This window comes from Vibrio lentus (assembly GCF_002875945.1).
GTDB classification, from domain to species: domain Bacteria; phylum Pseudomonadota; class Gammaproteobacteria; order Enterobacterales; family Vibrionaceae; genus Vibrio; species Vibrio apostichopi.
The window spans coordinates 16,672-41,223 of record NZ_MCZK01000011.1 but is presented as its reverse complement, the minus strand read 5'-3'; the positions used below and the strand labels follow the sequence as shown (position 1 = coordinate 41,223).

20 protein-coding genes are annotated in these 24,552 nt (G+C 43.9%); 6 read left to right on the top strand and 14 right to left on the bottom strand.

Features of this window, described 5'->3' with window-relative positions:
* From BCT49_RS01295 to napF, 8 genes are all read right to left on the bottom strand, one after another.
* The coding region (locus BCT49_RS01295) for an efflux RND transporter periplasmic adaptor subunit (protein WP_102433847.1) at positions 1-811 on the bottom strand (811 nt) is incomplete at its 3' end.
* A gap of 2 nt (positions 812-813) precedes the next feature.
* Positions 814-2,022, bottom strand: coding sequence for a TolC family protein (locus tag BCT49_RS01290; protein ID WP_102433849.1), 1,209 nt, complete (start codon positions 2,020-2,022; stop codon positions 814-816).
* Between the two features lie 436 nt (positions 2,023-2,458).
* Positions 2,459-2,596, bottom strand: coding sequence for a TIGR02808 family protein (locus BCT49_RS01285; protein WP_017097480.1), 138 nt, complete (start codon positions 2,594-2,596; stop codon positions 2,459-2,461).
* Between the two features lie 11 nt (positions 2,597-2,607).
* The gene (locus tag BCT49_RS01280; protein WP_009845456.1) at positions 2,608-3,189 is read right to left on the bottom strand and encodes a NapC/NirT family cytochrome c; all 582 of its coding nucleotides are present in this window, start codon (positions 3,187-3,189) and stop codon (positions 2,608-2,610) included.
* A gap of 29 nt (positions 3,190-3,218) precedes the next feature.
* A complete protein-coding gene (locus tag BCT49_RS01275) occupies positions 3,219-3,680 on the bottom strand; it encodes a nitrate reductase cytochrome c-type subunit (RefSeq protein ID WP_017088904.1) in 462 nt (153 codons plus the stop codon).
* Between the two features lie 139 nt (positions 3,681-3,819).
* Positions 3,820-6,309 (bottom strand): periplasmic nitrate reductase subunit alpha, encoded by a 2,490-nt coding sequence (gene napA, locus BCT49_RS01270; RefSeq protein ID WP_102433846.1) that lies wholly within the window; start codon positions 6,307-6,309, stop codon positions 3,820-3,822.
* Positions 6,306-6,611 carry a chaperone NapD gene (locus tag BCT49_RS01265; protein ID WP_102433845.1) on the bottom strand — a complete coding sequence of 102 codons (306 nt, stop codon included), beginning with the start codon at positions 6,609-6,611 and terminating at the stop codon, positions 6,306-6,308. Before BCT49_RS01265 ends, napA begins: the two co-directional genes overlap by 4 nt.
* A gap of 23 nt (positions 6,612-6,634) precedes the next feature.
* The gene (napF, locus tag BCT49_RS01260; RefSeq protein ID WP_102433844.1) at positions 6,635-7,114 is read right to left on the bottom strand and encodes a ferredoxin-type protein NapF; all 480 of its coding nucleotides are present in this window, start codon (positions 7,112-7,114) and stop codon (positions 6,635-6,637) included.
* 253 nt (positions 7,115-7,367) lie between these two features.
* On the opposite strand from napF, the gene narQ reads away from it, so the two are divergent.
* Positions 7,368-9,098 carry a nitrate/nitrite two-component system sensor histidine kinase NarQ gene (narQ, locus tag BCT49_RS01255; protein ID WP_102433843.1) on the top strand — a complete coding sequence of 577 codons (1,731 nt, stop codon included), beginning with the start codon at positions 7,368-7,370 and terminating at the stop codon, positions 9,096-9,098.
* A complete protein-coding gene (locus tag BCT49_RS01250; RefSeq protein ID WP_102433842.1) occupies positions 9,085-9,717 on the top strand; it encodes a response regulator in 633 nt (210 codons plus the stop codon). Before narQ ends, BCT49_RS01250 begins: the two co-directional genes overlap by 14 nt.
* 155 nt (positions 9,718-9,872) lie before the next feature.
* Here BCT49_RS01250 and dcuC read toward each other — a convergent pair whose 3' ends face one another.
* The 3 genes from dcuC to BCT49_RS01235 form a co-directional block, all read right to left on the bottom strand.
* Positions 9,873-11,240 (bottom strand): anaerobic C4-dicarboxylate transporter DcuC, encoded by a 1,368-nt coding sequence (gene dcuC, locus BCT49_RS01245; protein ID WP_016785306.1) that lies wholly within the window; start codon positions 11,238-11,240, stop codon positions 9,873-9,875.
* A 483-nt stretch (positions 11,241-11,723) separates the two neighbouring features.
* Complete coding sequence (locus tag BCT49_RS01240) at positions 11,724-12,230, bottom strand: hypothetical protein (RefSeq protein ID WP_102433841.1); 507 nt, start codon at positions 12,228-12,230, stop codon at positions 11,724-11,726.
* Positions 12,223-12,927 (bottom strand): winged helix-turn-helix domain-containing protein, encoded by a 705-nt coding sequence (locus BCT49_RS01235; protein ID WP_102433840.1) that lies wholly within the window; start codon positions 12,925-12,927, stop codon positions 12,223-12,225. The genes BCT49_RS01240 and BCT49_RS01235 overlap by 8 nt, the downstream gene beginning before the upstream one ends.
* A 357-nt stretch (positions 12,928-13,284) precedes the next feature.
* On the opposite strand from BCT49_RS01235, the gene BCT49_RS01230 reads away from it, so the two are divergent.
* From BCT49_RS01230 to BCT49_RS01215, 4 genes are all read left to right on the top strand, one after another.
* Positions 13,285-15,504 carry a lipase gene (locus BCT49_RS01230; RefSeq protein WP_102433839.1) on the top strand — a complete coding sequence of 740 codons (2,220 nt, stop codon included), beginning with the start codon at positions 13,285-13,287 and terminating at the stop codon, positions 15,502-15,504.
* A complete protein-coding gene (locus BCT49_RS01225; protein ID WP_102433838.1) occupies positions 15,494-16,687 on the top strand; it encodes an outer membrane protein transport protein in 1,194 nt (397 codons plus the stop codon). Before BCT49_RS01230 ends, BCT49_RS01225 begins: the two co-directional genes overlap by 11 nt.
* A gap of 209 nt (positions 16,688-16,896) precedes the next feature.
* On the top strand, positions 16,897-18,168 hold the full coding sequence (locus tag BCT49_RS01220) for an efflux RND transporter periplasmic adaptor subunit (protein ID WP_102433837.1): 1,272 nt from the start codon (positions 16,897-16,899) through the stop codon (positions 18,166-18,168).
* Positions 18,155-21,232, top strand: coding sequence for an efflux RND transporter permease subunit (locus BCT49_RS01215; protein WP_102433836.1), 3,078 nt, complete (start codon positions 18,155-18,157; stop codon positions 21,230-21,232). Before BCT49_RS01220 ends, BCT49_RS01215 begins: the two co-directional genes overlap by 14 nt.
* Before the next feature lie 144 nt (positions 21,233-21,376).
* On the opposite strand, the gene BCT49_RS01210 is transcribed toward BCT49_RS01215, so the two are convergent.
* The 3 genes from BCT49_RS01210 to BCT49_RS01200 form a co-directional block, all read right to left on the bottom strand.
* The gene (locus BCT49_RS01210) at positions 21,377-22,288 is read right to left on the bottom strand and encodes a 2OG-Fe(II) oxygenase (RefSeq protein WP_102433835.1); all 912 of its coding nucleotides are present in this window, start codon (positions 22,286-22,288) and stop codon (positions 21,377-21,379) included.
* Between the two features lie 232 nt (positions 22,289-22,520).
* Positions 22,521-23,435, bottom strand: a complete 915-nt coding sequence (locus BCT49_RS01205) for a DUF481 domain-containing protein (RefSeq protein WP_425336954.1) — start codon at positions 23,433-23,435, stop codon at positions 22,521-22,523.
* 88 nt (positions 23,436-23,523) lie between these two features.
* On the bottom strand, positions 23,524-24,420 hold the full coding sequence (locus tag BCT49_RS01200) for a hypothetical protein (RefSeq protein WP_102433834.1): 897 nt from the start codon (positions 24,418-24,420) through the stop codon (positions 23,524-23,526).
* Positions 24,421-24,552 lie beyond the last annotated feature (132 nt).

The following is a 24,552-nucleotide window of genomic DNA, read 5'->3' as shown; positions in this document are numbered from 1 at the left end:
ATTCACTATGCCACTTCAGATCAACGAGCAATGAAAGGCTGCTGGCTTGTGCCGCCCATTGCTGTCTAGGATGTGATTCGGACTGCAGGATCACCGACAGTGTGCTTAGCTTGGTTGGGAGTTGTTGCCAATCATCTTCAGTGAGCGCTAGATGCACTTCAGCGGTTTCAATTGATTTGATTTGGCCTAATGAAGTTCCTGATTCTACGACACTGCCTGTGGTGACGCTGCTTTGGCTGACAATGCCGTCAAAGGGGGCATGGACACTAGTCTTGGCAAGTTGCTGTTTTGCGTCTTCAACGGCTTGTTGTGTGGCATTTAACTGTGCCTTTGCAGCTTTAAACTGTGGTTCTCGCAGAGCTAAAGGGCTTGGCGCTTCTGCCATACCTGAGGCTTTCCACTCTTTTTGTGCACGTTGATGCTTGCGTTGTTCTTGAAGAAACGCAAGCTGTGCGTTGGCAAGGTCTTTTTTCGCGTTAGCGAGTAGTACTTTGTAACTTGAATCGTCAATGCGAAGTAGAAGATCGCCTTTAGATACTTGTTCGCCCAATTTGAAATGTTTCTCTTTCCAAAGCACCACACCCGATACCTGACTCGTGAGTGTTAAAGTTTCTTCTGGGATAACCTCTCCATAACCTTCAATGGTGGAGTGGTGTTGGCCTGCGGTAATGTCGATCGTTGTGACATTAATATACTGGCTAGACTGGGCTTCCAATGCCTGCGCGGTTTCTTCGGGGATTGCCTTCATGACGTACATTGCGGTTGCCACCACACTGAGTAAGCCTAGAACCGTAACAAGTGCTTCTTTCATGTTTAAACCCCCATCCCTAATGCTAAACCTAAGGTAATTCTGTTTGAGAGCCGAGTACGCTGAGTATCAAGCAATTGAATTTTAGATTGGTAGATAGATGGTTGGGCGATAAGTAGTGCCAACACGTCACTGGCACCTTCTTGATAGAGATTCTGATAGTTTTTCATACTAGCCTTAGAGAATGTAAAAGCATCTCGATAATGCTGTTCTTGTTGTTTGAGGTAGAACTCTTTGTCTAGTGCATTTCCTACCTCACTGATGGCAATCAATAGTTTCTTTTGGTAGTCGACAAAGCTTTCTTCTGCTTGAAGTTGGGCGATTTTGGCTTGGGTCTGTAGGGACGATTGGTCAAAAATAGGTGCGCTGATCCCCCCGATAAGGTTCCATAGTGAAGGGTTATCGATAAGCTGGCTTGGTGATGTACCGCTACGATAAACTGAGGCTGAGAACGTGAACTTAGGAAGCAGATCTTTGTAAGCCATTGCTGCGCTTTTGTCGGCTGCGAGGACTTGTTGGTAAGCGGCAAGGAGGTCTGGGCGTGAACCAATCATTTCTCCAGGGAGACGTAATGGTGGAGCTTCGACTTCTGGGATCGTGAAAATGGTTTGGTTAAGCTGCGTGTCGCTCTTTCCTCGCAAGGTATTAAGGCCTCTGATTGCAATAAGTTGATCTTGTTCTTTGGCGGCCAAACTTGCCCTCACTCTAGATGTTGCAGCTCGTGCTGTGTCGAGGTCTGCTTGTTCTTTAAACCCGTCGAGCACTTGCTCAAGTACAATGTCTTCAGTATTTGAAAGGCTTTGTAACCAGTGTTGCTCGACTCTTATCACTCGCGCTCGGTAAGCGATATCAAGCCAAGCCTCTATTACGCGAGCTGCAAGTGAGTTTTGTGCGTAAACATAATCGAGTTGCGTTGCCTGTTGCTTTGCGTTAGCAGCGCTTGCTGCATCGGCTAAGCGTCCCCAAACGTCAAACTCCCAGCTTAGATCCAGAGACAGTTTGTGATTGTTCTCAATCTGATTCGTTTTTTGTCTAGAGGCCTGGAAACCTGCACTTAATGTCGGTTGAAGGTACTGGTCGCTTTGCTTGGCTAATAGTTCTGCTTGTTGTAATCGAAGTGCGGTTTTATGTAGGTCGTGGTTATTGCTTAGAGCCTCTTTGACCAACTCGTCGAGAGCTTGATTGTTGAATAGCGAGAGCAATTGTGTCGACATTGTCGTGTTGACGTATCGTTCAGTGCTTTCCCATTGTTCGGGAATCTCAATCGTGTTGTCTAAATTGGCTTGTGGTGCTGGCGATAAAGAAGCGCAGCCAGTGAGCGAGGTAAGACTACCCAATAGAAATAGCGTGGTTAGGGGATGATTCGTGGTCATGGTGTCTCACTCCAAGGTATTTATCTGTAGATATACCTAACCTCAAGTAAATTGGAGGTGAAATGAGAGAACTGCTCAAACTGGAAGTGGTTCTGAAGAGCTAGTAGAGCAACTAGAGAGAGTAGAGTTGTTAAGATAACGCCGGAACGGCAGATGTTTTGGGCAAGGGAATGTTTACTGAAAAGTTATAGACAATAAAAAAGCCACTGAATTCAGTGGCTTTTTAGTGTCAACTCATCTAAAAAACAATTGGTATAAGTTGAAGAAATTTCGATTTCTAATCGATTTCTTTGTCTTTACCCATAGATAAAATCCAAAGAGATACGGCTGCAACACCTGCGAAGCCACCAAGAATGATAACTGGCATAGCGCTGTAACCTAGGATATGCCAAATTACGTTCTCTAAAGTACTCATTCAATAGCTCCTTATTGCCAGCCTTCAACGCCATGCATGTCTGGTAGTTTATGTGCGATACCTTTGTGGCAATCTACACACGTTTTTTCGCCAGAAGCCAGTGCTGTCGAGTGCTGTTTAGCACTACGTGGGCTTTGTTCAGAGAAATCCATGTAATCGAACTGGTGACAGTTACGACACTCAAGTGAATCGTTCTTTTTCAATCGAGCCCATTCGCGTTCCGCTAGGTGAGCACGACGTGCTTTGAACTTTTCTTCGGTGTTGATGGTTTTCGCAATGAAGTGTGCATACAGCTCTTTCGATGCTTGAACCTTACGAACAATCTTATCTGTCCATTCATGAGGTACGTGACAGTCTGAACAGATAGCACGAACACCAGAGCGGTTAGAGTAGTGGATTGTTTCTTGGATTTCAGCAACGATAGGTGCGTGACAGCCAGAACAGAATTCTTCCGTGTTGGTTGCCTCCATACCTGTGTTGAATGCACCCCAGAACAAAAGACCACCAGAGAATCCCAAAAATAACACAACGCCTACCGCTGCTTTACTTGGGGTCGCTAGTCTTTTCCAAAACGCTTTAAGTAATTTTATCATGTATAGCCTCTCTTACATTCCGGCTACGATTAACGCAGTGAATCTACAGGTTTGAACTCGTTCTCAACCAATGGTTTAGCATTCGCTTGAGGAACGTGACACTGTAGACAGAAGTAACGACGAGGTGAAACGTCAGCTAGTACCGCATCTTCACGGTTCATGTAGTGCGTTACGCTCACTTTAGTTGCACCCATCTCTTTTGCGTTCTTCCAGCTGTGGCAAGAAAGACATTTGTTCGCGTTAAGAGATACTTCATAGCTACGAATTGTATGAGGAACCAGTGGTGGCTGGTATACATAGTCACTCTCGAGTACTTGGTCACGAGGGAACTTTTTAAAGTCATCTGCTGGTCGAGTTGTTTCTAGTTCACTCACACCACGTAGAGACTCTACGCCACCAATGCCGCCTGGGTTATCCAGCTCAGCTTCAGCTTGAACTGCACCAGCTAGCAAAAGACCAGCTGATAGTAGGGCAGTAATCAGTTTTTTCATGTTAATTTCTCCGCCTAAAGGCTAATTCTTTGAGAGGACTACTTTTTTCAAACTTTATAGAAAGCAGTAGCCCAATATTAAATACGTAAGAACTCGGTTCTAAGTTTCTAAAATACTAATGTGTCAGTAATTCAGACGCTTAAGCTACCTTAGTGATCTTAACTGGACACTTTTTGTAGTCCGTCTGTTTAGACAGAGGATCCGTTGCATCCAAGATCAGCTTGTTGATCAGAATTCTTGCATCAAAGAATGGTACGAATACCAAGCCTTGTGGTGGACGGTTACGGCCGCGAGTTTCAACACGAACACGAACTTCACCACGCTTGTTCTCAATAAGAACTTCGTCACCACGGCGAAGGCCGCGAGCTTTAGCATCAGCAGGGTGGATGTAACAAAGTGCATCCGGTACTGCTTTGTAAAGTTCTGGTACACGACGAGTCATAGTACCTGTATGCCAATGCTCAAGAACACGACCAGTACATAGCCACATATCGTATTCATCATTTGGCACTTCTGGTGGCGCTTCGTATGGAGCATTGATGATCAGTGCTTTGCCATCTGGCTTACCGTAGAAGTCCCAGTCAGAACCTTTCTTAGCGTATGGATCTGAACCTTCTTTAAAGCGCCATAGTGTTTCTTTACCGTCAACAACAGGCCAACGTAGGCCGCGTACTTTGTGGTAAGTGTCGTATGGTGCTAAATCGTGACCATGGCCGCGACCAAAGGTTGCGTATTCTTCGAATAGACCTTTTTGTACGTAGAAACCTTGAGCTTGTGCATCGTCGTTAAGCTCTTGAGCTTCAGACAGAGGGAAAGCATCAACATTACCGTTTTTGTAAAGCACGTCGTACATCGTTTTACCGCGGTACTCAGGTGCTTTAGCAAGAAGCTCTTGGCCCCAAACTTCTTCAACAGTGAAGCGTTTAGAGAACTCCATGATTTGCCATAGGTCAGACTTAGCTTCGCCTACGGTTTTAACTTGTTGGTACCATGCTTGTGTACGACGTTCTGCGTTACCGTAAGCACCTTCTTTCTCGATCCACATTGCTGTCGGAAGGATAAGGTCAGCTGCTTGAGCTGTTGCTGTTGGGTATGGGTCTGAACAAACAATGAAGTTGTCTGGGTTACGGTAACCTGGCAGACGTTCCGTGTTGATGTTTGGACCCGCTTGCATGTTGTTGTTACACATTACCCAGTACGCATTGATCTTGCCGTCTTTAAGCATACGGTCTTGAACAACAGCGTGAGCACCTGGTTTAGCAGGGATAGTGCCTTCTGGAAGTTTCCAGATCTCTTCTGAAATCTTACGGTGTTTAGGGTTAGCAACAACCATATCTGCCGGAAGACGGTGAGAGAACGTACCTACTTCACGAGCTGTACCACACGCAGATGGTTGGCCAGTTAGTGAGAATGGGCTGTTACCTGGAGTAGAAATCTTACCTGTAAGAAGGTGGATGTTGTACACAAGGCTGTTCATCCAAACGCCACGAGTATGTTGGTTCATACCCATAGTCCAAAGTGACATTACTTTGATGTTTGGATCGGCATATTGCTTAGCAAGTTTGATCAGGTCATCTTGAGAGACACCTGACATTTCAGATGCTTTTTCAACGGTGTATTCAGCAACAGACGCTTTGTACTCTTCGAAAGTGATTGCAGTCATTGCACCTGAGTTAGGGTTTGCTGCGGCTTTCTGTAGAGGATCATCATCACGAAGACCGTAACCGATGTCTGTTGTTGCTTGCTTGAAGTTCGTGTGTTTGTTCACGAAGTCCCAGTTAACCGCATCGTTTTGAATGATGTAGTTTGCAATGAAGTTAGCAATCGCTAGATCTGATTGAGGTTCGAAGATGTAACCCGTGTCTGCAAGCTCGAATGAACGGTGGTAGTAAGTAGACAGTACGTTTACTTTAACGTGTGGGTGGCTTAGACGACGGTCTGTAATACGAGTCCAAAGTACTGGGTGCATTTCTGCCATGTTTGAACCCCACAGTACAAATGCGTCTGCGTGTTCAAAGTCATCGTAACAACCCATTGGCTCATCGATACCGAAGGTACGCATGAATGCACCTACAGCAGAAGCCATACAGTGACGAGCGTTTGGATCGATGTTGTTTGAACGGAAGCCTGCTTTCATCAGCTTAACGGCTGCGTAGCCTTCCATTACAGTCCACTGGCCTGAACCGAACATACCAACGCCTGTTGGACCGTTCTTCTTCAGTGCAGCTTTCCACTTCTCAGCCATTACGTCGAAAGCTTGGTCCCAAGATACTGGTGTGAAATCACCATCTTTGTGGAACTCGCCGTCTTTCATACGAAGAAGAGGCTGTTCAAGACGGTCTTTGCCGTACATGATTTTTGAAAGGAAGTAGCCTTTAATACAGTTAAGGCCTTTGTTTACTGGTGCTTCTGGATCGCCTTGAGTTGCGACCACTTTACCATTTTGAGTACCTACTAGTACTGAACAACCCGTACCGCAAAAACGACAAGGCGCTTTATCCCACGTGATTTTTGTTTGATCTGAGCTAGCAATCAGGTTGGTTGCTGTTGCTGGTAGTGTTACGCCGGCAACGGCTGCCGCTGATGCAGCCGCGTTTGCTTTCACAAACGCACGTCTTGTCATTTTCATACTTCACCCTCAAGTTGAGAATTGTTGCTTCCAGTTTCTAAATCCGTTTCGTCGAGCTCAGTCTCGATTTGGTGATAAACCAAAGCTGTCCCTAAAACGTTCTTAATGTTATTTATTGCTTCGATGGTGTCCGTTACAAAACCTTGGTTTTCGGTTTCTAGGACCACGATGATTTTGCCTTCAGGGCTGTCCCCGTAGATCTCTGCATTATCAAACTTTTCGATTTCTGCTTTGATCTCGACCAGATGCTCTGGGCTCACATGCACGACTAAACTTGATATATGCACTTCATTTAGTGCCATAAATTGCTCTCGTTATTTTTGTTTTATGCATTACTCACAAGAATAGCTGAAGTAGGGCAAACTGCTACGCAGGCTCCACAACCGTTACACTCATTTAACTCGATTTTTGGTAGAGCAACACTGCCTGCTCTAAGTTGAAATTGAATGGCCATAGGTTCACACATGTCACCACAGCTTCGGCATTCAACATTTTGTTGCGCTAAACACTTATCAGAAATACGTGCTTTTGCTTGCCAAGGCTCTCCTTGCTTTGGCTTGAAAATAGGTTCAGGACAAACATCTGCACATTGATAGCAGAACGTACATTCATCGATAGAGAAATCGACGGTAGGAAATCCACCATCGCCTACAATGATTATCTTAGTCTCACAACTCTCGGTGCATTTACCGCAGCGAGTGCAGTCATCTGCAAAGCTTTCTAGGTTGTTAATCCAAGGCAAACGAATCTGGCTTGAGTCAACTTTTCGTCTTGAAAATAGACGGCGTTTTGATAGATCTACCACTAGATACCTATGGATGTTGCTAAGATGTTGTAATTGTAGGTCATTATTCTATTAATATCTTGTAATTAGTCCTCACAAGTAGTGTAGTTTTAGAAACAATTGTATAAATACCCCCTAAGGGCTAATTAGGGGCATATATTGTCTTAGATCAATAAATTACAAAGCGAGTGATCACATATTGAATGGAGCTATGATTTTTGATGTGTGACAATACGATCTTGCTGGCTATTCACCTCTCACTAGGAAGACTCTTTTGCTTATAAAACCGGTTTCATCTGTCACTAGCACAATAGCAAAATCCTTGCTGTCTATACTGCTGCTGTCGGTTGCTACAACTGGCTTTGCTATCTTTACTTTGGCGTCGAGTTTGAATGATGCAGAAGCAGTAAACGTGGCGGGTTCGATGCGTATGCAGAGCTATCGTTTGGCGCATGATATTCAAATAGAATCAGTTGATTACAATTCACACATTTACGAATTCGAAAAGTCTCTGTATTCGCCCTCTATGGCTGAACTCGTTAGTTGGGAAGTTCCGACAGACATCACAGAAGATTACTATTTAATTATTGGCCGTTGGCACGAGCTGAAACGTGTTTTGAATAGCGAAGATCGAAAGCACTATTTGGTGTTGGTTGAAAACTTCGTGAACGAGATAGACCACTTTGTTTTCAAGCTTCAAGAGTTTTCAGAATATAAGCTGATTAAATTAGCGTGGGCTGGTGGCGTAGGGCTAGGTGGTATTCTCGTCATATCTCTTTTTGTTGTTCACTTCGTACGTAAACAAGTTGTTAAACCTCTTCATGCGTTAGTTGGAGCAAGTCAGCGAATAAAGAACAGTGACTTTGAGGTTCAGTTGGAAGTCACGAACAGCAATGAACTCGGTATTTTGACCAAAACGTTCAACTCAATGGCCAAAGATTTGGGTGTGCTTTATCGAAACCTCGAAGATGTCGTTGATGCCAAAACGATTGAATTGCAAAACGCTAACCAATCATTACAAGCGCTTTACTATTCTTCTCAAGAACTCACGGTAACGCGGATTGCACCTGAAAACTTTCGGGCTATCTTGCAGCACTTAGTCAGCTTAGAAGGGATTGAGTCATTAAGATTAGAGATAGTTGATAATTCAGGTCGTTCATTGATTATGGATGAGGGCTATGACTCGAACCGTGATTATGAAAAATTCGAGATGAAGCTGGATGATAACGAACTCATTTTGGGCTATCTGTATTGCTCATATCATCATGGGCACTCAACAAAAACGTTAATAGAGAGCTTTATTCAACTGTTATCGAGAGCAATCTATTATAATCGCGCGCAAAAGAAAGCTGAGCAGCTTATTATTATGGAAGAGCGTGCGACAATTGCCCGTGAGCTGCATGATTCACTTGCTCAATCACTTTCGTATCTGAAAATCCAAGTGACCTTATTGAAGCGTGTGATTGGTAAGTTACCAGAGCAAAAACACCGCGAGCAATCAGAGCAGATTGCTTCAGAGATAGGTAACGGCTTGGCCGATGCTTATACTCAGTTAAGAGAGTTGCTCACTACATTTAGGTTATCCATTAAAGAGGGTAACTTCGGAGATGCATTGAGCACCATGCTCGAGCAACTCAGCGAAAGAACGGATGCCAAGATTAATTTAACCAATAATCTGTCATCGATTGAGCTTGATGCCCACAGCCAAGTTCACTTGCTTCAATTGATTCGTGAAGCAACAATAAACGCAATAAAACACGCCAATGCCGACTTGATAGATGTATGCTGTATCGATGAAGATGGTGAAGTATTAGTCGTGATCAAAGATAATGGAGATGGCTTTGACCCTGGCAGTTCGAGAATGAACCACTACGGGATGAGCATTATGCAGGAGCGTGCGGCAAGACTGAATGGCGACTTAACGATTGAAGCGGCTCAAGGTGAAGGCTGTACAGTCATATTGAAATATAAAAGTTTGAAGGAAGTTAAAGTTGACGATTTGTAAAGTAATGCTGGTTGATGATCATCCATTGATGCGCCGAGGTATAAGCCAATTACTAAGCTTTGAAGATGAATTCGAAGTGATTGCAGAAGCAAGCAATGGCACTGAAGCGGTCGCCCTTGCTCACGAAGAAGAACCTGATTTGATCCTTCTGGATCTTAATATGAAAGGGATGTCAGGATTAGATACCCTAAAAGCACTTCGTACCGATGGCTCAAGTGCTAACATTGTTATCTTAACCGTATCGGATAGCCCTGCAGACATCGAAGCTATCGTAAAAGCGGGTGCTGATGGTTACTTGTTGAAAGACACCGAACCCGATGAACTTATTGAATTGCTAAAGCAAGCACATGGCGGCGATAAAGCCTACAGCAGTGTCGTTTCTCGTTACCTAAACGACGCAGACAGTCGTAATGACATTTTTGACCAACTGACTGAACGTGAAACTCAGATCCTTCAAGAAGTTGCCAAAGGGTACCGTAACAAGCAAATTGCTGATCATCTGTTTATCTCTGAATCGACAGTTAAGGTACATATGAAAAGCTTGCTGAAGAAGCTGCAAGTACCATCACGTACGGCGGCGACGGTTTTGTATCTAGAACGCTACGGTGAAATGAAGTAGGGCTTGTTCCTTTGAAATAAAACTATTTCAAGCTGTACTGCTCGTTTAAAATGATATTGAACATGTGACATTAAAAAGGCGCTGAACTTATTAAGTTCAGCGCCTTTTTGTTAGGGCATTTTATATCTCAATTATCATATCTGTTTTACTGAGAATTAAGCTGCCATTGGTACTAGAACAAGCGTACCGAAGATAACCGTGATAAGACCACAGATTACCGGTACAGAAGTACGTTTTACTACTTCAAATGGGCTGATTTTACCCATACCAGAAGTCGCTACGATTACACCAGATACTGGTGAGATGGTACGACCTAAGTTCGATGCTTGAAGCATTGGGATGATTAGGAACGCTGGGTTCAAGCCCATTTTCGCTGCCAGTGAAGGAGCGAGTTCTACGAATGCATAGAATGGCGCGTTACCAGAACCTGTCGCGATAGCAGCAGCAACCGTTAGACCTGTCAGGATAAGCATTAACGCGATACCGCCTGCGCCTGCCGATTCAGCAAGACCGATTAGGTTATCAATCGCACCGATAGACATTAGACCTTGAGCAAATACGCCCGCCGCAACCAACAGCATTACCACGCCTTTGAATGCTTCTGCCATGCCTTGGTAGCAAGAGTCTAGATCTTCTAGCGTCTTTTCGCCATCGAATTTCTTCACAACGTAATCGATGATAGCGCCCACGAAGATAGAGCCCACTACGATGGTGTAGATATCAAGTGAAAGGCCCGGAATCGTACGGCCGTTAAATAGGAATACACCGATGATAGGTAGGAATGGCAGTGCTGCGTAGAAAGCGGGAGCCGTTGTTTCAATGTCAGAAACGTCTACTTTTTCCATTGGTGTGTTTTCTTTCTTATCCAGATACTTGTTCCAGAAGAAAGCGGCTGCTGCCATTACGATGATTGCACAGATAGAAACAGGCAGTACCGTTTGAACGGCAAACACATCAAGAGACATTCCTGATTTTTCAGCTGCGATAACCACGTCACCAGAGGTTGGTGAAAGAATGATTGCTGCAGGAGATGCACAAACTGCAACTGCTGCTGGGCGAGAAATACCCATTGCCGTCATCATCGGGAATAGGGTCGCCATCAATAGAACACCAAGGCCTGTTGCAGAACTTACTGCTAGAGACATTAGACACGCTACGATGTAAGCCGCAACAAGAAGTACATAAGGAGACTTGATCGCTGCAAGTGGTTTAGAAAATTGCTTTACTACCACGTTGTTCGCGCCGATGTGAGTCATGTATGAAGCGAAACCACACAAAAGCATGATTTGCATACCTAGGCCGCCCCCGCGGTATTGAAGCATGTACTTAACGAATTCTAGTGAGTCGGTAACCATGTTACCTGTTGAAGCTACCTTAGCTGGTAAAACTGTGTGACCAATAAGGCCAGTAATAAGAAGTAGGGCAAGGCCAGCAGTTAATAATACACCCGCTGCTTTATAGCCTTTCACAATAAAGTAACCAACAGCGATGGTAATCACTAATCCGATCAAGAGCTCTAACATAGAAATCTCCACAAAGTTTAAAAAATATAAGAAAGTGTTTCAGAATATGACAATGAATGTACAGAAAACTGCACTGTGGCACGAGGCATAGTTGAGGTTGATATGATCTAAGACAAACATTTTTTACGATGTTAATTGTGGTTGTAAATCATGCATAACTACTGTTGTTTAGATGTTAATAAACAAATCATATCGTTCGATAGAATATAGCTTGGATCACTTTTGTTGTGAGAGGTTGCATATAGAGGGCTTGATTTATAAATTTATGATTTTTCTAGCTTAGTGGAGTAAATCAAAGAGAAAGGGCTGTTTCTTACATTCGAGGAAGGTGCTTTTACCTTAGAGAAGAGTGTTTTTTATATCTGAGAGTGTTTCTTTTATCGAAGGGATAAGATCTGACGCCTACTTGATGATGAAAAAAGTAAGCGTCAGAAATCAGTAACACAGTCGTTTCGAATATCAGTTTGTTAGTGAATAGTACGATTAGTTGATGTTCAGTTCAGGCTCCGCATTCGAATACGTTGGCAGCTCGCCACATATTACCTTTTTACAAAAATGAATCATGCCACGCTGAGTAACGAGTAAGAGTTCTTCATCATTTAATGGAATATAGGTCATGGCGTCCGAAGAGAGCACGGCACCTTCGCTGATCATCACTTTCTCGTAAAACGTGAGTTCTCTATTTGGAATGATCTGCTCGTGTTGAGTCTCATCTAATGAAATATCGTGTTGGGTGACAACGTAAGTACCTGACGATGTAAAGCCGGCTTCTTTGGTAGAGACATATAACAATTCATAGCTATTATTCTTCTTAAACTCAATATTCACAGAAGCTTGATTGTAAATTATTCTCTCAGGCAGATTGACCACCGATGCTGTGTTGGCCAAATAGTGACCTTTAAGGTGAGTTTGAGGAATAAAGGTTGTGAGCCAGCCGACTAAAACACCCAATAGTGCGACGACAACAAATATCTGCTTTTCTTTATTCACAAGTAACTCCTTTAAATTCGCTAGGGAAGCTCAAAGATTTTCCTGAATTATCGATGATGATTTTGCGACCCTTATATTCGTAAAGAGTAACGTTGTAGAGCTCTTTGAAAGTGAACTCGTCGGTTGCTATTTTACAAGAGATAAAGTGTTGGCCAGCGAGCTCTTCACCTAAGTTGTTTCTATCTAAATAAGAAAACAGGTAATGGGATAAGCCAGCGGTTACTATAAATAAAGCAATCAGCGCCAATGCTTTGTTTGCCTTCTTTGTTGGGGCTGCTTGTTCTGTCGTTGTGCTGCCTTGTACTGAGGCCTCTGTCGGTTGTTCTACTTCTGGTTTTGGCTGCGCTTGCATCTTGCGTAATGCGCGCTCTTTGTCTTGTGTTACTTGCCCTGCAAATCGGTACCCTTTACCGCGTTCAGTGACAATAATCATCCCACTTTTATCTTCTAACGCTTTTCGGCAGATAGAGATAGTTTGCATTAAGCTGCCATCTTCAACGTAGATACCTTTCGACACCCACACCTGTTCTATCAGAACTTGGCGAGTGATCACTTCATTAGGTCTAGAGATAAAAAACTTAAGTAGCTCTGATTCATTAGAACCTATTGGGTACGTACGACCTGTCTTAAAGTGGTGGATTTCACTCTCTTCTAAATTGACCTGTATATCATCATTGATAATAAATTCAGCAGACATCTGGGTTCTCATTGTTATAAGCGTTCTAACCTAAATATAACAAATATCACTACAAATATAAACTTACTGATTTCACCGTCTTTGATGTTTAAGTCACTGACCTAAATGATTTTATTTACCTGATTAGATTTCCTTATAAACCTTTTTTAGGTTGTTTAATGCGGTTTCAGGTGCTTGGTGTTAGTAGCTATTAGATCATTAACTGGTGACGCTGATTTAGTGGGTGTGGGTAAAGTGCTCAAATTTCTTACGTAGTTCTATCAACGTGTCATTCCATCTTTGTGTTGCCTTGCTCTCTGCGAATAAAAGTCGACCTTACTTCCGACTCAACCGGCAACTCAAATAACAATAAAACGCATGACCACACCAGTTAAATGCGAAAGCTACGAAGGAGCTGTTTTGAAAGAATTCAATAAGCCATATTTATGTGGACTAATTACGCTTGCCTTACTCGGCTGTCAGTCTGAAGACTCTACTCAAGAACCTGTTTCAGTTTTGGTTCCTTACAATATTAACGAACTACCAAAACCGAACGATGGCTATGGGTATGACGAGGACGGAACCATTACCGGAGTCGGTGAAGACGTCGCAACAATGTCATCGACTAGCGATGTCTACTATCAAGATTACAATAATTCATACGCAGCATTAGACGGCTGGGGCCTTTGTGCAGAACCGATTTTAATTCCTCTACAAAGTGTTAATTCAGATAAACGTTATCCACTCAATAACGAAACCTTAGCTGGGCATGTTGTATTAATTGATGAAATAACAGGCGATGAAGTTGATACTCGAATATCGGCCGATGGTTCAAATATCAAAATTCAATGTGAATCAGGGTTGTTTGAAAACAGGGTTTATTCAATTGTTGTTACTGATGGAGTCAAAACTGAATTTGGTGAGCCTTTAAAAGCCGATTCTAGCTTTGAGCAACTATTATATTCGGATACACAATTCGAGAGCGACAAAGAACAAGATCTTCATACACAAGTCATAAGCGCTATAAGCTCATATGAAGACATATATTCTGGAAAAGGTATTCCGGTCTATGCGGCACAGTTTAAGACTCAGAGCGCTTATTCTCAGCTTGATGCGATGAAATACAACCATGAGTCATTTGGAACTTCGTTTACTGGTCAATTAAATCCGATTACAGAAAGAAAGAAGGATTACGACTGGTATACCAAGCAACTTAAAATCCCATCTTATTTACCTTTTACTAAAGCGAGAGAGTCAGAGTGTATTATTGATGAATTTGAGCCGAAGGATAATTGTCCGCCACTTTACGAGTGGATTACAAATACCGATGATAGTTTTCCTACGGAAAGAGATCCAACTCCGAAGGTAACCGAAGAGTTAGATATAACTGCAGATATCTATGTCCCTGATGGCTGGGATAAAAGAAGTCAGCTACCTACAGCAATCTTTATTCACGGTGTGACAGCGGAGCGCGGTACTGCTTCTTTAATGGCTGCGGAATATACAAAAAAAGGGTATGCCGTTGTTGCGATTGACATGCCGTACCACGGAGAGCGAATGCGTTATGACTCAAGCCCGGAACATGTGGAAATCTCCGCTAGAGCAAACAAGGCGTTCTTCATCAATATTGATTCTCCTTTAGCGCTTCGTTCTAACCTCCAGCAATCGGTGTCTGACTTTTTGGGGCTTCGTTACGCGTTGAGCCAAGAGCATTGGGTGAAAAAAGATGATGTTCACTTAATTGGACAATCCTTGGGTGGAATCATGTCGGTGATGGTCAGTGAATTTAGCCAAATTAAAGATGGTTTCCCAGCTAACACTGATTTTGCATTCAACACGGTGAACTTTGTTGTTCCGGGACAGGGACTAACGAATTTGGTTTTGTCTTCTCAAACCTTAGGCCCTGAAATGTCTGAAGGTGTTAAGAAGTCTCCAGATGTTCAGAGAGGTATAGCTGAAACTGTCATACCCGATATATGTACAGCAGAAGCGACGAATCAACAATGTATTGAAGCACTTAGAGAGTTCGTAGCACTTTCAACTGATAACGCGCTGCTTGTGAGTCAGTTAGAGAATGACATTTTTGATTTAGTTGTAACCGATCTTAAACAAGGTGTTCAAGCAACGATTGATAGTGCGGATCCTGCCAGCTTCATATCCCGTCAAGTAAACGCTAATCAACCAACGCTTTTGTTAGCTGCCGTTGGAGATTGTGGTGAAACCTGTGATGTCGGCGTTGATTACGTGTCAGACAGCGTTATTCCAAACTCTGCACCAGATAACATTCGCACTGGTACCGAACCACTTATTACTGCACTTGGGCTAGACCCAGTAACAAGGACATCAGACGATAAAAATGCAAAACGTGGCGCTGTTAGAACCACCACTGGTGGGCACGGTACGTATTTGTTCCCGTATGAAGGTCCTGTTGATGAAGACGGGCTACCGGGTATGCAGGGAGAAAACATGTCTGACGTACTTGAAGCTGTGGACACTCAACAAGTTGCTGTTGCTTCAATGGTAATGAGTGACGGCTCAGTCGTAGTTATAAACAACGAAGATCATATCGAAACTGAGGTGCCTCAAGATGAAGAATAAACTTTTATTGGGCACTGCAGCTGCTCTGATCCCTTGTTTAACTAACGCAGCTGGCTTCCAACTTAACGCGCAGTCAGCAACAGGGTTAGGTCGTGCATTCGCAGGTGACGCGGTAATGGCAGATAGCGCAGCGATTGTTGCTAAGAACAGTGCTGCGATGGCTTACATCGAACAACCTATGTTGTCGGTAGGCGCTATCTATATTGATAGTGGGATTGATGTATCGAATATCAGTTACACACCTTTGATAGGTGATACGACATCAATCAGTGACCAAGAACTCAGCGCGGGTACGCTAGTACCGAATATCCATTACGTGCATCCAATTCAAGGTTCCAAATTTACTTTGGGCGCAACCGTCCATTCCAATTTCGGTACGGATGTTGAGTTTGATGATTCGTTTGAAGCGGATGAGTTTGGAGGAAAAACCGCACTCTCAAGTATCAATGTTGGTTTTGCTGTTGCTTATGAGTTGTCTGAAAAAATCAACTTAGGCGCGGGTATTGATGTTATCTACGGAGAGGGCGAAATCTCGCGTAAAAATCTTCTGAATGTAGACGCTGACGGCTTCGGATTAGGCGCTAATGTTGGTGCAACGTATCAAGTTAATGAACGCAATAAATTTGGTATTACCTACCGTTATAGCCCAGATATCGAAGTAGAAGGTGACATCACGAAAGGAGGAGTTGCGGCTGACAAAATGAATGTTCCGTTGCCAGACACATTAGAGTTTTCTGGCTGGCACCAACTCAACGAACAGTGGGCTTTCCACTACAGTCTGCAATGGGTGAATTGGTCTGAATTTGACTCGTTAACGTCTGATTCATATGACGATTCTATTAAAGATTACCAATGGAAAGACGCGGGACACGTTTCGGTTGGCGGCACTTACACCATGTCAAAAGACATCATTCTGCGAGCGGGCTACATGTATGACATCTCTCCAACCGATGAACTGACGTCCTTATCTATCCCTGATGTAAATCGTCACTGGTTAACCGTGGGCGGCACTTATCATCTTACAGCCGCTAGTTCTGTTGATTTAGGTGCAGGGTTCATCATTGGTGAATCGCAACACGTTGATGAGAGTTTAACAACCATTCCGGGAAGCCAATCCAATATATCCGCTGATGTCACCGCCGATGCTTTGCTCGTTGGTGTTCAATATCAGCATCGTTTTTAGCGGGTAGTCATAAACCCTAATTATTCATCTTTGTTCTTGGTTTAGCCAAGTAAAAACATCGTAAGGCTCACTAGCAATATTGAGCCTTATTCCGAACTTATGGCTGTTGTTAGCATTGATATAAATAGCTGGATGCTTATTTAGCTAACAACGGCTGCACAGAAAAACGCTTCAAATCAGATGATTGTGGCGACTTATGGTTATTGAACATGAAATTTAAAAAGCTTAGTAAAACCATTGCTTTGGCTCTATTCGCCTTAAATACAACACCGACGCTAGCACAAGACTCACCATTGGTGCCCGTCACGGTCGAAAAAGCGCATACACAGGCTTTTACCTCATCAATTCGAGAAGTCGGCAAAATTAGAGCCACAGACTCTGCAGCGCTTACTTTCAGTGCTTCCGACAAAATACTTACGATTCATTTCAAAGATGGTGATTCTGTTAAAAAAGGCGAACTGATCGCTCAGCTCGATAACACCAAAGCTAAAGCCGATCTTGATAAAGCAAGAAGCTCACTCGCGCTAGCGAAATCGAAGTTAAAACGAGTGCGTGAGTTACTAAAGAAGCAACCTGATTCCATGTCTCAACAAGACGTAGAAGAGCTAAAAGAGCAAGCCAATCTAGCGGCGGCCGATTTCCGTCAGAAAGAAGCACTGATGAACGATTACCTGTTGGTTGCCCCATTTGACGGGCAGCTAACTAACTTCAGCCATTCGGTTGGAAGTAAAATCGACAGTTCGACGGCATTGGTTAGCTTGATCAAACTTGATCCTGTTGAAGTGCAATACGCGATTGGCCAGTCTGACTTGGGTAATGCAAAGCTCGGTCAGAGTGTCTTGATTCAAGTGGACGCATTTCCCGAGGAATCGTTCGAAGGTGTGGTTGATTATATCGCGCCAGCCGTTGACGAAAGCTCCGGTCGTGTTGAGGTTCATGCGCATGTCACTAACCCTAAACATCGTTTAGTTCCGGGTATGTTTGCCAAGTTGAGTCAAATGACCAGCGAAGATTCAATGCAAATGGTCGTGTCTCAAAACTCGGTGCAAGCAAAGGACACTAAGCGCTTTGTATGGGTGGTAAACGGTAACAACATCGAACAACGAATTGTTGAGCTAGGTGTAAATACTAATGATGGGTATGTGGTGGTCGAGAAGGGACTTGAGCTAGGAGAAAGCGTTGTCGCAACAGGACAGCAGAACCTCAAAGCTGAATCTCTGGTTAAGGTGATGAATCCAAACGCTGAGGTGAAAGCCATTAAGTCAGTCCAAGAACAGCATCCAATCGAGCCTTCTGTCGATTGGACAAAGCAATCACCAAAAGTGAAAGCTGAACTGCTCGAAGAAGCGAGTACAGAACTTCCAAAAACGAACGACGTGAAGCAAGAGCAAGTCGAAAGCGCACCCACTAATGAGTCAAAAAATACCGTAAATTCAGGCAAGGAAGCGACCACCGAGGAGAACGAGAATGAAGCTTCCTGAGATTTGTATTAAGCATCCTGTTTTTGCATCCGTCCTGAGTATCGCTATTGTGTTACTTGGGCTGTTGTCATTTCAGAAATTATCGATTCAGTATTTCCCTGATCACAAAACACCTTCTGCAACGGTAACGGCTGCGATTAATGGGGCGAGTGCTGAGTTTATGTCACGTAACGTGGCAGACAAACTGATCACTGCGGCAACGGGTCTTGATAGCGTGAAAACGATGACCACCGACTGTCAGGAAGGAACGTGTAATCTTAAAATCATCTTTGAAGACGACATTGATGAAGTTGAATACACAAGCCTGATGAACAACTTGCGCAGCAGTGTCGAAGCGATTGGTGATTTCCCGCCAAGTATGACCGATAAGCCAACGGTCACAGACGACTCTTCTGACACCAGTATGCCGAGTAATATCATTACTTTTGTGAACACTGGCAAGATGTCTAAGCAAGACATGTACGATTACATTAGCCAACAAGTCGTGCCGCAGTTTAAGCATATTCAAGGTGTCGGTGGTATTTGGGGCCCGTACGGCGGCAGTGAAAAGGCGGTGCGTGTTTGGCTACAACCCGATCGCATGATGGCACTTAACATGAGCGCGTCAGACGTTGTGGGCACATTAAGCTCATACAACGCGACGTTTACCGCGGGCACCATCAAAGGTCAGGTACGAGATTTCTCAATTAACCCAGTCAACCAAGTGACCAGCGTTGATGATGTTCGAGACTTGGTGGTTCGTGTCGATAACGGCAAGATCATTCGTATCGGTGATATTGCCGAAGTCAAAATGGGGGAAGAAAGCCTAACACCGAGTATTCTTCGTGTAGATGACAACCTTGCGATGTCGATTCAGGTACTGCCACTGAAAAGTGAAAACCCAGTCACCGTCGCCAATAAAGTAAAGAAGCAAATCGACTTGATTCAACCTCAGTTGCCAGAAGGCATTGAAATGAAAATGGTCTACAACCAAGCTGACTTTATTAAAACGGCGATTGATGAAGGCTTCATGACTTTGGTCGAAGCGATTGTTCTCGTTTCTGCTGTCGTGGTTCTGTTCTTAGGCTCTGTTCGTGTGGCTTCGATTCCGATCATCACCATTCCCGTGTGTGTGATTGGGGTATTTGCAGTGATGCATGTACTTGGTTTTAGTATCAATGTACTGACGATTTTGGCGATCATCCTTGCGATTGGTTTGGTAGTCGATGATGCGATTGTTGTCGCTGAAAACTGCTACCGACATATTGAAGAGGGTGAAACCCCATTTAATGCAGCAATCAAAGGGTGTCGAGAGATCGTATTCCCTGTGATTGCAATGACGCTTACCTTAGCTGTTGTGTATTTGCCAATTGGACTAATGGCAGGCTTAACCGCCGACCTATTTAGACAATTTGCTTTCACGCTTGCGGCAGCGGTGATCATCTCTGGTTTTGTGGCATTGACGCTATCGCCAATGATGAGCGCCTATTTGATGAAGCCGGTTTCAACACCCGCAAAGTGGTACCAAAAGGTCGATGCGAAACTCAATATTCTCTCTGATGTGTACACCAATGAGCTAGGCAAATGGTTTGAGCGTAAAGCTCTGATGAGTGGTATCGCTTTGATGCTGATTGCACTGTCTGCTTTGGCGGTTTGGAAGATGCCTCAAGTGCTGCTACCAACGGAAGATACTGGCTTTGTTGAGGTCACTTCAACGCCTCCTACAGGTGTCGGACGTCAGTATCATCTCGACAACAATGAACAACTCAACAGCGTGTTCAAAGGTGATGACTCGGTGGAAGCTAACCTGTCTTACATTGAAGGCACTCCGACCAACCACGTTCTATTAAAACCCTGGGGAGAGCGCGACCAATCTGCCGATGAGTTGGTGAATGAATTTATTGCTAAAGCGCAAAGTTCAGTCTCTGCCTACGGCATGTCTTTCAAGGTTCGCTCTGCTGATAACTTGAACATTGCAACTAATATGATCCTTGAGTTAACGACGGTTAACCGTGATACCACGGTATTGTCGGAAACGGCGAACGAAGTAGTAGAAGCTCTAGAGAAATACGAAGGCGTGACCAACATTAAAAACTCAATGTTGCGTGACCAATTGCGTTATGACTTGTCGATTGACCGCAATGCGATTGTGTTGTCTGGTGTAGATTACAGTAATGTCACCAATGCGCTATCTACTTTCTTAGGTTCAGTGAAAGCGGCAGATTTACAAGCGGATGACGGCTATACGTACCCAATTCAAGTGCAAGTAAATCTGAGTGATCTTGGTGATTTCAAGGTGCTTGATAAGCTGTATGTGGATTCACAGTCGGGTCAAAGGCTTCCTTTATCTCAGTTTGTATCGATTAAACAAGTGACATCAGAATCGAACTTCAAGACATTCATGGGTAAAGACAGCGCTGAGATTACCGCAGATTTAATGCCTGGATATACGGCTAGTGATGTGAAAGCTTATATTGATGACACCGTTCCAAGTCTATTGAAACCAGCGCAGAGCTACGAATTCAATGGAAGTGTAAAAGACCTCGTTGATTCAACAGCCGGTGCACAGGTGTTGTTTGTATTGGCGTTGATTTTCATCTTCCTGATTCTAGCGGCGCAATTTGAAAGCTTTGTCGATCCAATGATCATCTTGCTAACGGTTCCACTGTGTATCGTGGGCGCGATTCTGACGTTATCGATATTTGGACAAAGCCTTAATATCTACTCAAAAATTGGCTTGCTGACTTTGGTTGGCTTAGTGACTAAACACGGTATTTTGCTGGTGGAGTTCGCGAACGAGAAACGTAAATCTGGCGCCAGCGCGCAGGAAGCGGCGATCAGCAGTGCACGTTCGAGATTGCGTCCTATCTTGATGACGTCATTAACGATGATCCTAGGTTCACTGCCTTTAGCTCTGGCTGATGGTCCGGGTTCATTAGGTCGCATCAATATTGGATTAGTACTGGTCGGTGGCTTGTCTGTCGGAACTTTCTTCTCGTTGTTTTTAGTGCCTGTCGCGTATGTCGGTATGGCGAACCTAAAGCAAATGGATGTGCTGACTCGATTGAGAACCAAACCAGCATAGTCTATCTAATCGGTTTACAGTTCACGTAATTGAAGAAACGAAAAAGCGCCTACCATTATTCATGGTGGGCGCTTTGTTATTTACTGTATTAGCCGTCTGAACAAGCTAATCTGAATCGAACCGATTAAAACGGAGCGAAATTATTTAGAACGGAGCAAAGTTATCTGTCATAACCGTTGGTACCGCCCAACGCTGATGAGCGTCTATCGGCTCCAATGCCGAGTTGTGCCGTGGGATCTGACCTCGATCACCATAAAGCCACAACACGAAGTTAGAACGCTCACCACTGGTAATTGGCAATGCCGCGTGTGCTACGTTTCCTCGGTGGATCATTGCCATTCCGGGGGTAAACGTCGCCTCATTCATTTTGCCCGTTATAGGGTCATAAAAGTTGAGTGCAGAGCCTGAAAACGCTTCATCGGGTAAATTCAGATTGATATTGAGCGTGACAGAAGACGCATCAGTATGAAGGCGCAAAGAGGTGTCTTTGTTCGCTTGATACTGAATTGAGAATCCAAAAGTTTGCGTATCATAGCCCATAATTTCTGGGAACAACAAGCGAGCAATTGGACGCATGTAACTGTCGAGCAAATCACGATAAAACGTTTGAAAACTCGGCGCTGCTAAGTAGCCTTCAGATCGGCTGTCCAGCATTGCACCACCTCGGTTGAGCACTATGCCATAAGGCGGGCGTAACGGGATTTGAGCCTTAGATACTTGTTCTAAGTAATCGCGCAGTCCGGCCAAACGCTCCGGGTCAAAAAACTGGAATTTAAACACACCAGGTGAGACTTCTTCGAGCAAGTCTTGTACTGCGATTTCTTTTGTTGGGTCTTGCCACGCTTGTTTAACAGCCTTACGCAGACGAGCGTCTAATATTGAATCATCGAAATTCAGTTGGTTGCCTTCGGCACTCACTTCCCACTCTTTCCAAGCTTCACTGAACAAACTTTTATTGTTGTCCCAAAATTGTTGCACAGAAGGAGCTCGTTGAAGCATCGCTTCGCGTGTCGGTAAATCGATGGCGCGTGCACGCTCTAGTTGATTAGATAACATAATGTATTCGCTCCTTTTGTTTGCTTGAGCCCAATCTATTACACCAAGGTTTGTAGATAAACAGGGCGTTACGCAAAACAGAATTAACGTTTTCTATATAATCAAATAACGGCTTAGCGGTTGTGCTTAAGTAAATAGGCGGCAGGAATATAGGTTGATGAACAAATTACGGAGTGATGGGAGCCTGGACGATCATGCAAATCCTTTTGCATGTTCGATGGGGGAAACTTTCTTAAAAGTCGTAGTTGAGGTTCATTGAGCTGTAGATTTCGGCGTTGCTTTGGTCTGATGCAACTGTCGTGTTGTAAATGTACTCGGTATCAAAGGTTAGCGCCAAATTGCCCATCAGAATGTTCTTTAGGTAGCCCTTAAGGTTGTAGTTGGTGTTCTCTTCACCGTAAGCCATGTTTGCAGTTGCACCCATAGAGAACGTTTCTGTGAGCGTTAGCGAGCCATCAACACTAGCATTAACGATCAGTTCATAGTTCTCTTTATTGGGGAACTCTTCATCGGAGGATTGTCGTTTACTGATTCGATAACCCGGGCCCGCCGATCCTTGAAGCTTAATTCTTTCGGTATCGTAAAAGTGACGACCTAGTCCGGTAGCAGCAATGAACTGCTTACGATAGGTGCCAAAGTGGTCGTGTTCAAAACGTGTTGTTGCAACCAAATAGGTGACTTCGTTCAAGTCATAACTGATGCCATAGTTGGTGGTATAGCGATTAGTACCATCTTCATCATTTTCAGCATCGGTATAGTAGGTGTCGAACTGAACGCGCTGCCCCCAGTTTTCTTTCTTGTAGCCAACGGATATTCCAGAGTTGATAGATAACGATGAACTGGTGTTTTGAGAGTAGATAAAACCCAGTTTGGTTAACGTAGTGAAGGGCGACTCATCTTCTTGTTCCGATTCTGACTTTTCTGCCAGTATCGCTTCGTCTTGGAAGGTTTGCTCTTCTGTAAGCTCGTGCTGTTCTGTAAGCGTAGGTTCTTCAATTGGAGTTGTTTCTTCTTTCAGTACCGTTTCTTCAGCGAATACCTGCACAGACAGAACCATCGCAACTAGAGGCAACGGGTTGAAATTGCGTTTGGATAAATCTGTGTCTCTTACTTGGTGTGTTGATTTTGAAATAGCGGTTATCGACATAATGGTTAGGTATATAAGTGATTGAACACGACCAACCAAGGGTTAGTCGTGATGAGTAGTCAATGATTGAACCGTAGGGTCGAGTGCGTTACGACGCGATAGGCAAAGGCGAGAAGATGGTTTTGATCGCGGAAAACCCGTTGCCTCTATGAGGGTTGAAATCTTCAATATGCACAAAGAATTCAAGGATCTCAGAGGGTTTGTCATCTTCAATCAATAAGAATTCCAGCAACCCTTTTTCGATATGACACGAAAGAATGGTTTCGTTGGAATGGTCTGCTGAAACCTGTTCAACATTGATCACGACGCTTGTCTCGGGTAAGACATTGAAAGAGTCCTGCGCACATTTAAGAATACAACTGCACACGTACTCACGATATAAGGTATTGCTTTCTGAAAGGGATAAGGTTTCTAACTTTACTTCGCCTTGGCACAATACCTTTTTCTCTTTAGGAATGACGCTGCGCTTATTAACCTGAATGTTGATTTCTAACAGGTGACCATTCTTGTAGGTATTAAAGTTGTGGTTTATCAGTTTGGTGTCGACCACTGCCGCGTTCATTGGGTTCTGCTGAGCTTCAGAAAGAGCAGACAACTTTGATTCGCTATCGTTATTCAAAACGCCTTTCGACAATTGATTGCCTTTTGCCCAATAGCTGCAGTTCTGAACCCAATGTACAAATTCCGTTTTATATTGTTCGATGTCTTTCTCTGCTGCTCGCTCGACATTGTTTGTGAGGGTGTGAAACTTAGATTTGTTACCCAACAGTATATCGAGCCAGTATGGCTTGTATTCATCAAGCGCTTCCATGGCTTTGACTTTATGATCGAAGCGAACCGTTGGCATTGCAGGCGCAGGTTCCATGGCAATCGACTCCCAATTTACTTTTGGTGTCGGAATGGTATGGACGGATTGGATTAAGTGTAGGTGCTGGTTGAACAAGGTCACTTCACTTACCGCGTCCTCAAGTTGTTTGGTATTCATCTACATTCCTGTCGACTGTTGTTCTTGTAATTTGGCGTTCATTTTATGGCCAAATGACGCTCGGAATATTTCAATGAATGTGAATGATCTTTCGTGAGGTTGTTTGATATTGGTTTAGGAATATTTGGAGTG

What these genes read in the sequence shown, in the direction of transcription:
- BCT49_RS01290 (WP_102433849.1), bottom strand. Translation starts at nt 2,022, where the DNA reads ATGTCGACACAATTGCTCTCGCTATTCAACAATCAAGCTCTCGACGAG.
- BCT49_RS01285 (WP_017097480.1), bottom strand. Translation starts at nt 2,596, where the DNA reads ATGAGTACTTTAGAGAACGTAATTTGGCATATCCTAGGTTACAGCGCT.
- BCT49_RS01280 (WP_009845456.1), bottom strand. Translation starts at nt 3,189, where the DNA reads ATGATAAAATTACTTAAAGCGTTTTGGAAAAGACTAGCGACCCCAAGT.
- BCT49_RS01275 (WP_017088904.1), bottom strand. Translation starts at nt 3,680, where the DNA reads ATGAAAAAACTGATTACTGCCCTACTATCAGCTGGTCTTTTGCTAGCT.
- napA (WP_102433846.1), bottom strand. Translation starts at nt 6,309, where the DNA reads ATGAAAATGACAAGACGTGCGTTTGTGAAAGCAAACGCGGCTGCATCA.
- BCT49_RS01265 (WP_102433845.1), bottom strand. Translation starts at nt 6,611, where the DNA reads ATGGCACTAAATGAAGTGCATATATCAAGTTTAGTCGTGCATGTGAGC.
- dcuC (WP_016785306.1), bottom strand. Translation starts at nt 11,240, where the DNA reads ATGTTAGAGCTCTTGATCGGATTAGTGATTACCATCGCTGTTGGTTAC.
- BCT49_RS01235 (WP_102433840.1), bottom strand. Translation starts at nt 12,927, where the DNA reads ATGTCTGCTGAATTTATTATCAATGATGATATACAGGTCAATTTAGAA.
- BCT49_RS01230 (WP_102433839.1), top strand. Translation starts at nt 13,285, where the DNA reads ATGACCACACCAGTTAAATGCGAAAGCTACGAAGGAGCTGTTTTGAAA.
- BCT49_RS01225 (WP_102433838.1), top strand. Translation starts at nt 15,494, where the DNA reads ATGAAGAATAAACTTTTATTGGGCACTGCAGCTGCTCTGATCCCTTGT.
- BCT49_RS01220 (WP_102433837.1), top strand. Translation starts at nt 16,897, where the DNA reads ATGAAATTTAAAAAGCTTAGTAAAACCATTGCTTTGGCTCTATTCGCC.
- BCT49_RS01215 (WP_102433836.1), top strand. Translation starts at nt 18,155, where the DNA reads ATGAAGCTTCCTGAGATTTGTATTAAGCATCCTGTTTTTGCATCCGTC.
- BCT49_RS01210 (WP_102433835.1), bottom strand. Translation starts at nt 22,288, where the DNA reads ATGTTATCTAATCAACTAGAGCGTGCACGCGCCATCGATTTACCGACA.
- BCT49_RS01205 (WP_425336954.1), bottom strand. Translation starts at nt 23,435, where the DNA reads ATGTCGATAACCGCTATTTCAAAATCAACACACCAAGTAAGAGACACA.
- BCT49_RS01200 (WP_102433834.1), bottom strand. Translation starts at nt 24,420, where the DNA reads ATGAATACCAAACAACTTGAGGACGCGGTAAGTGAAGTGACCTTGTTC.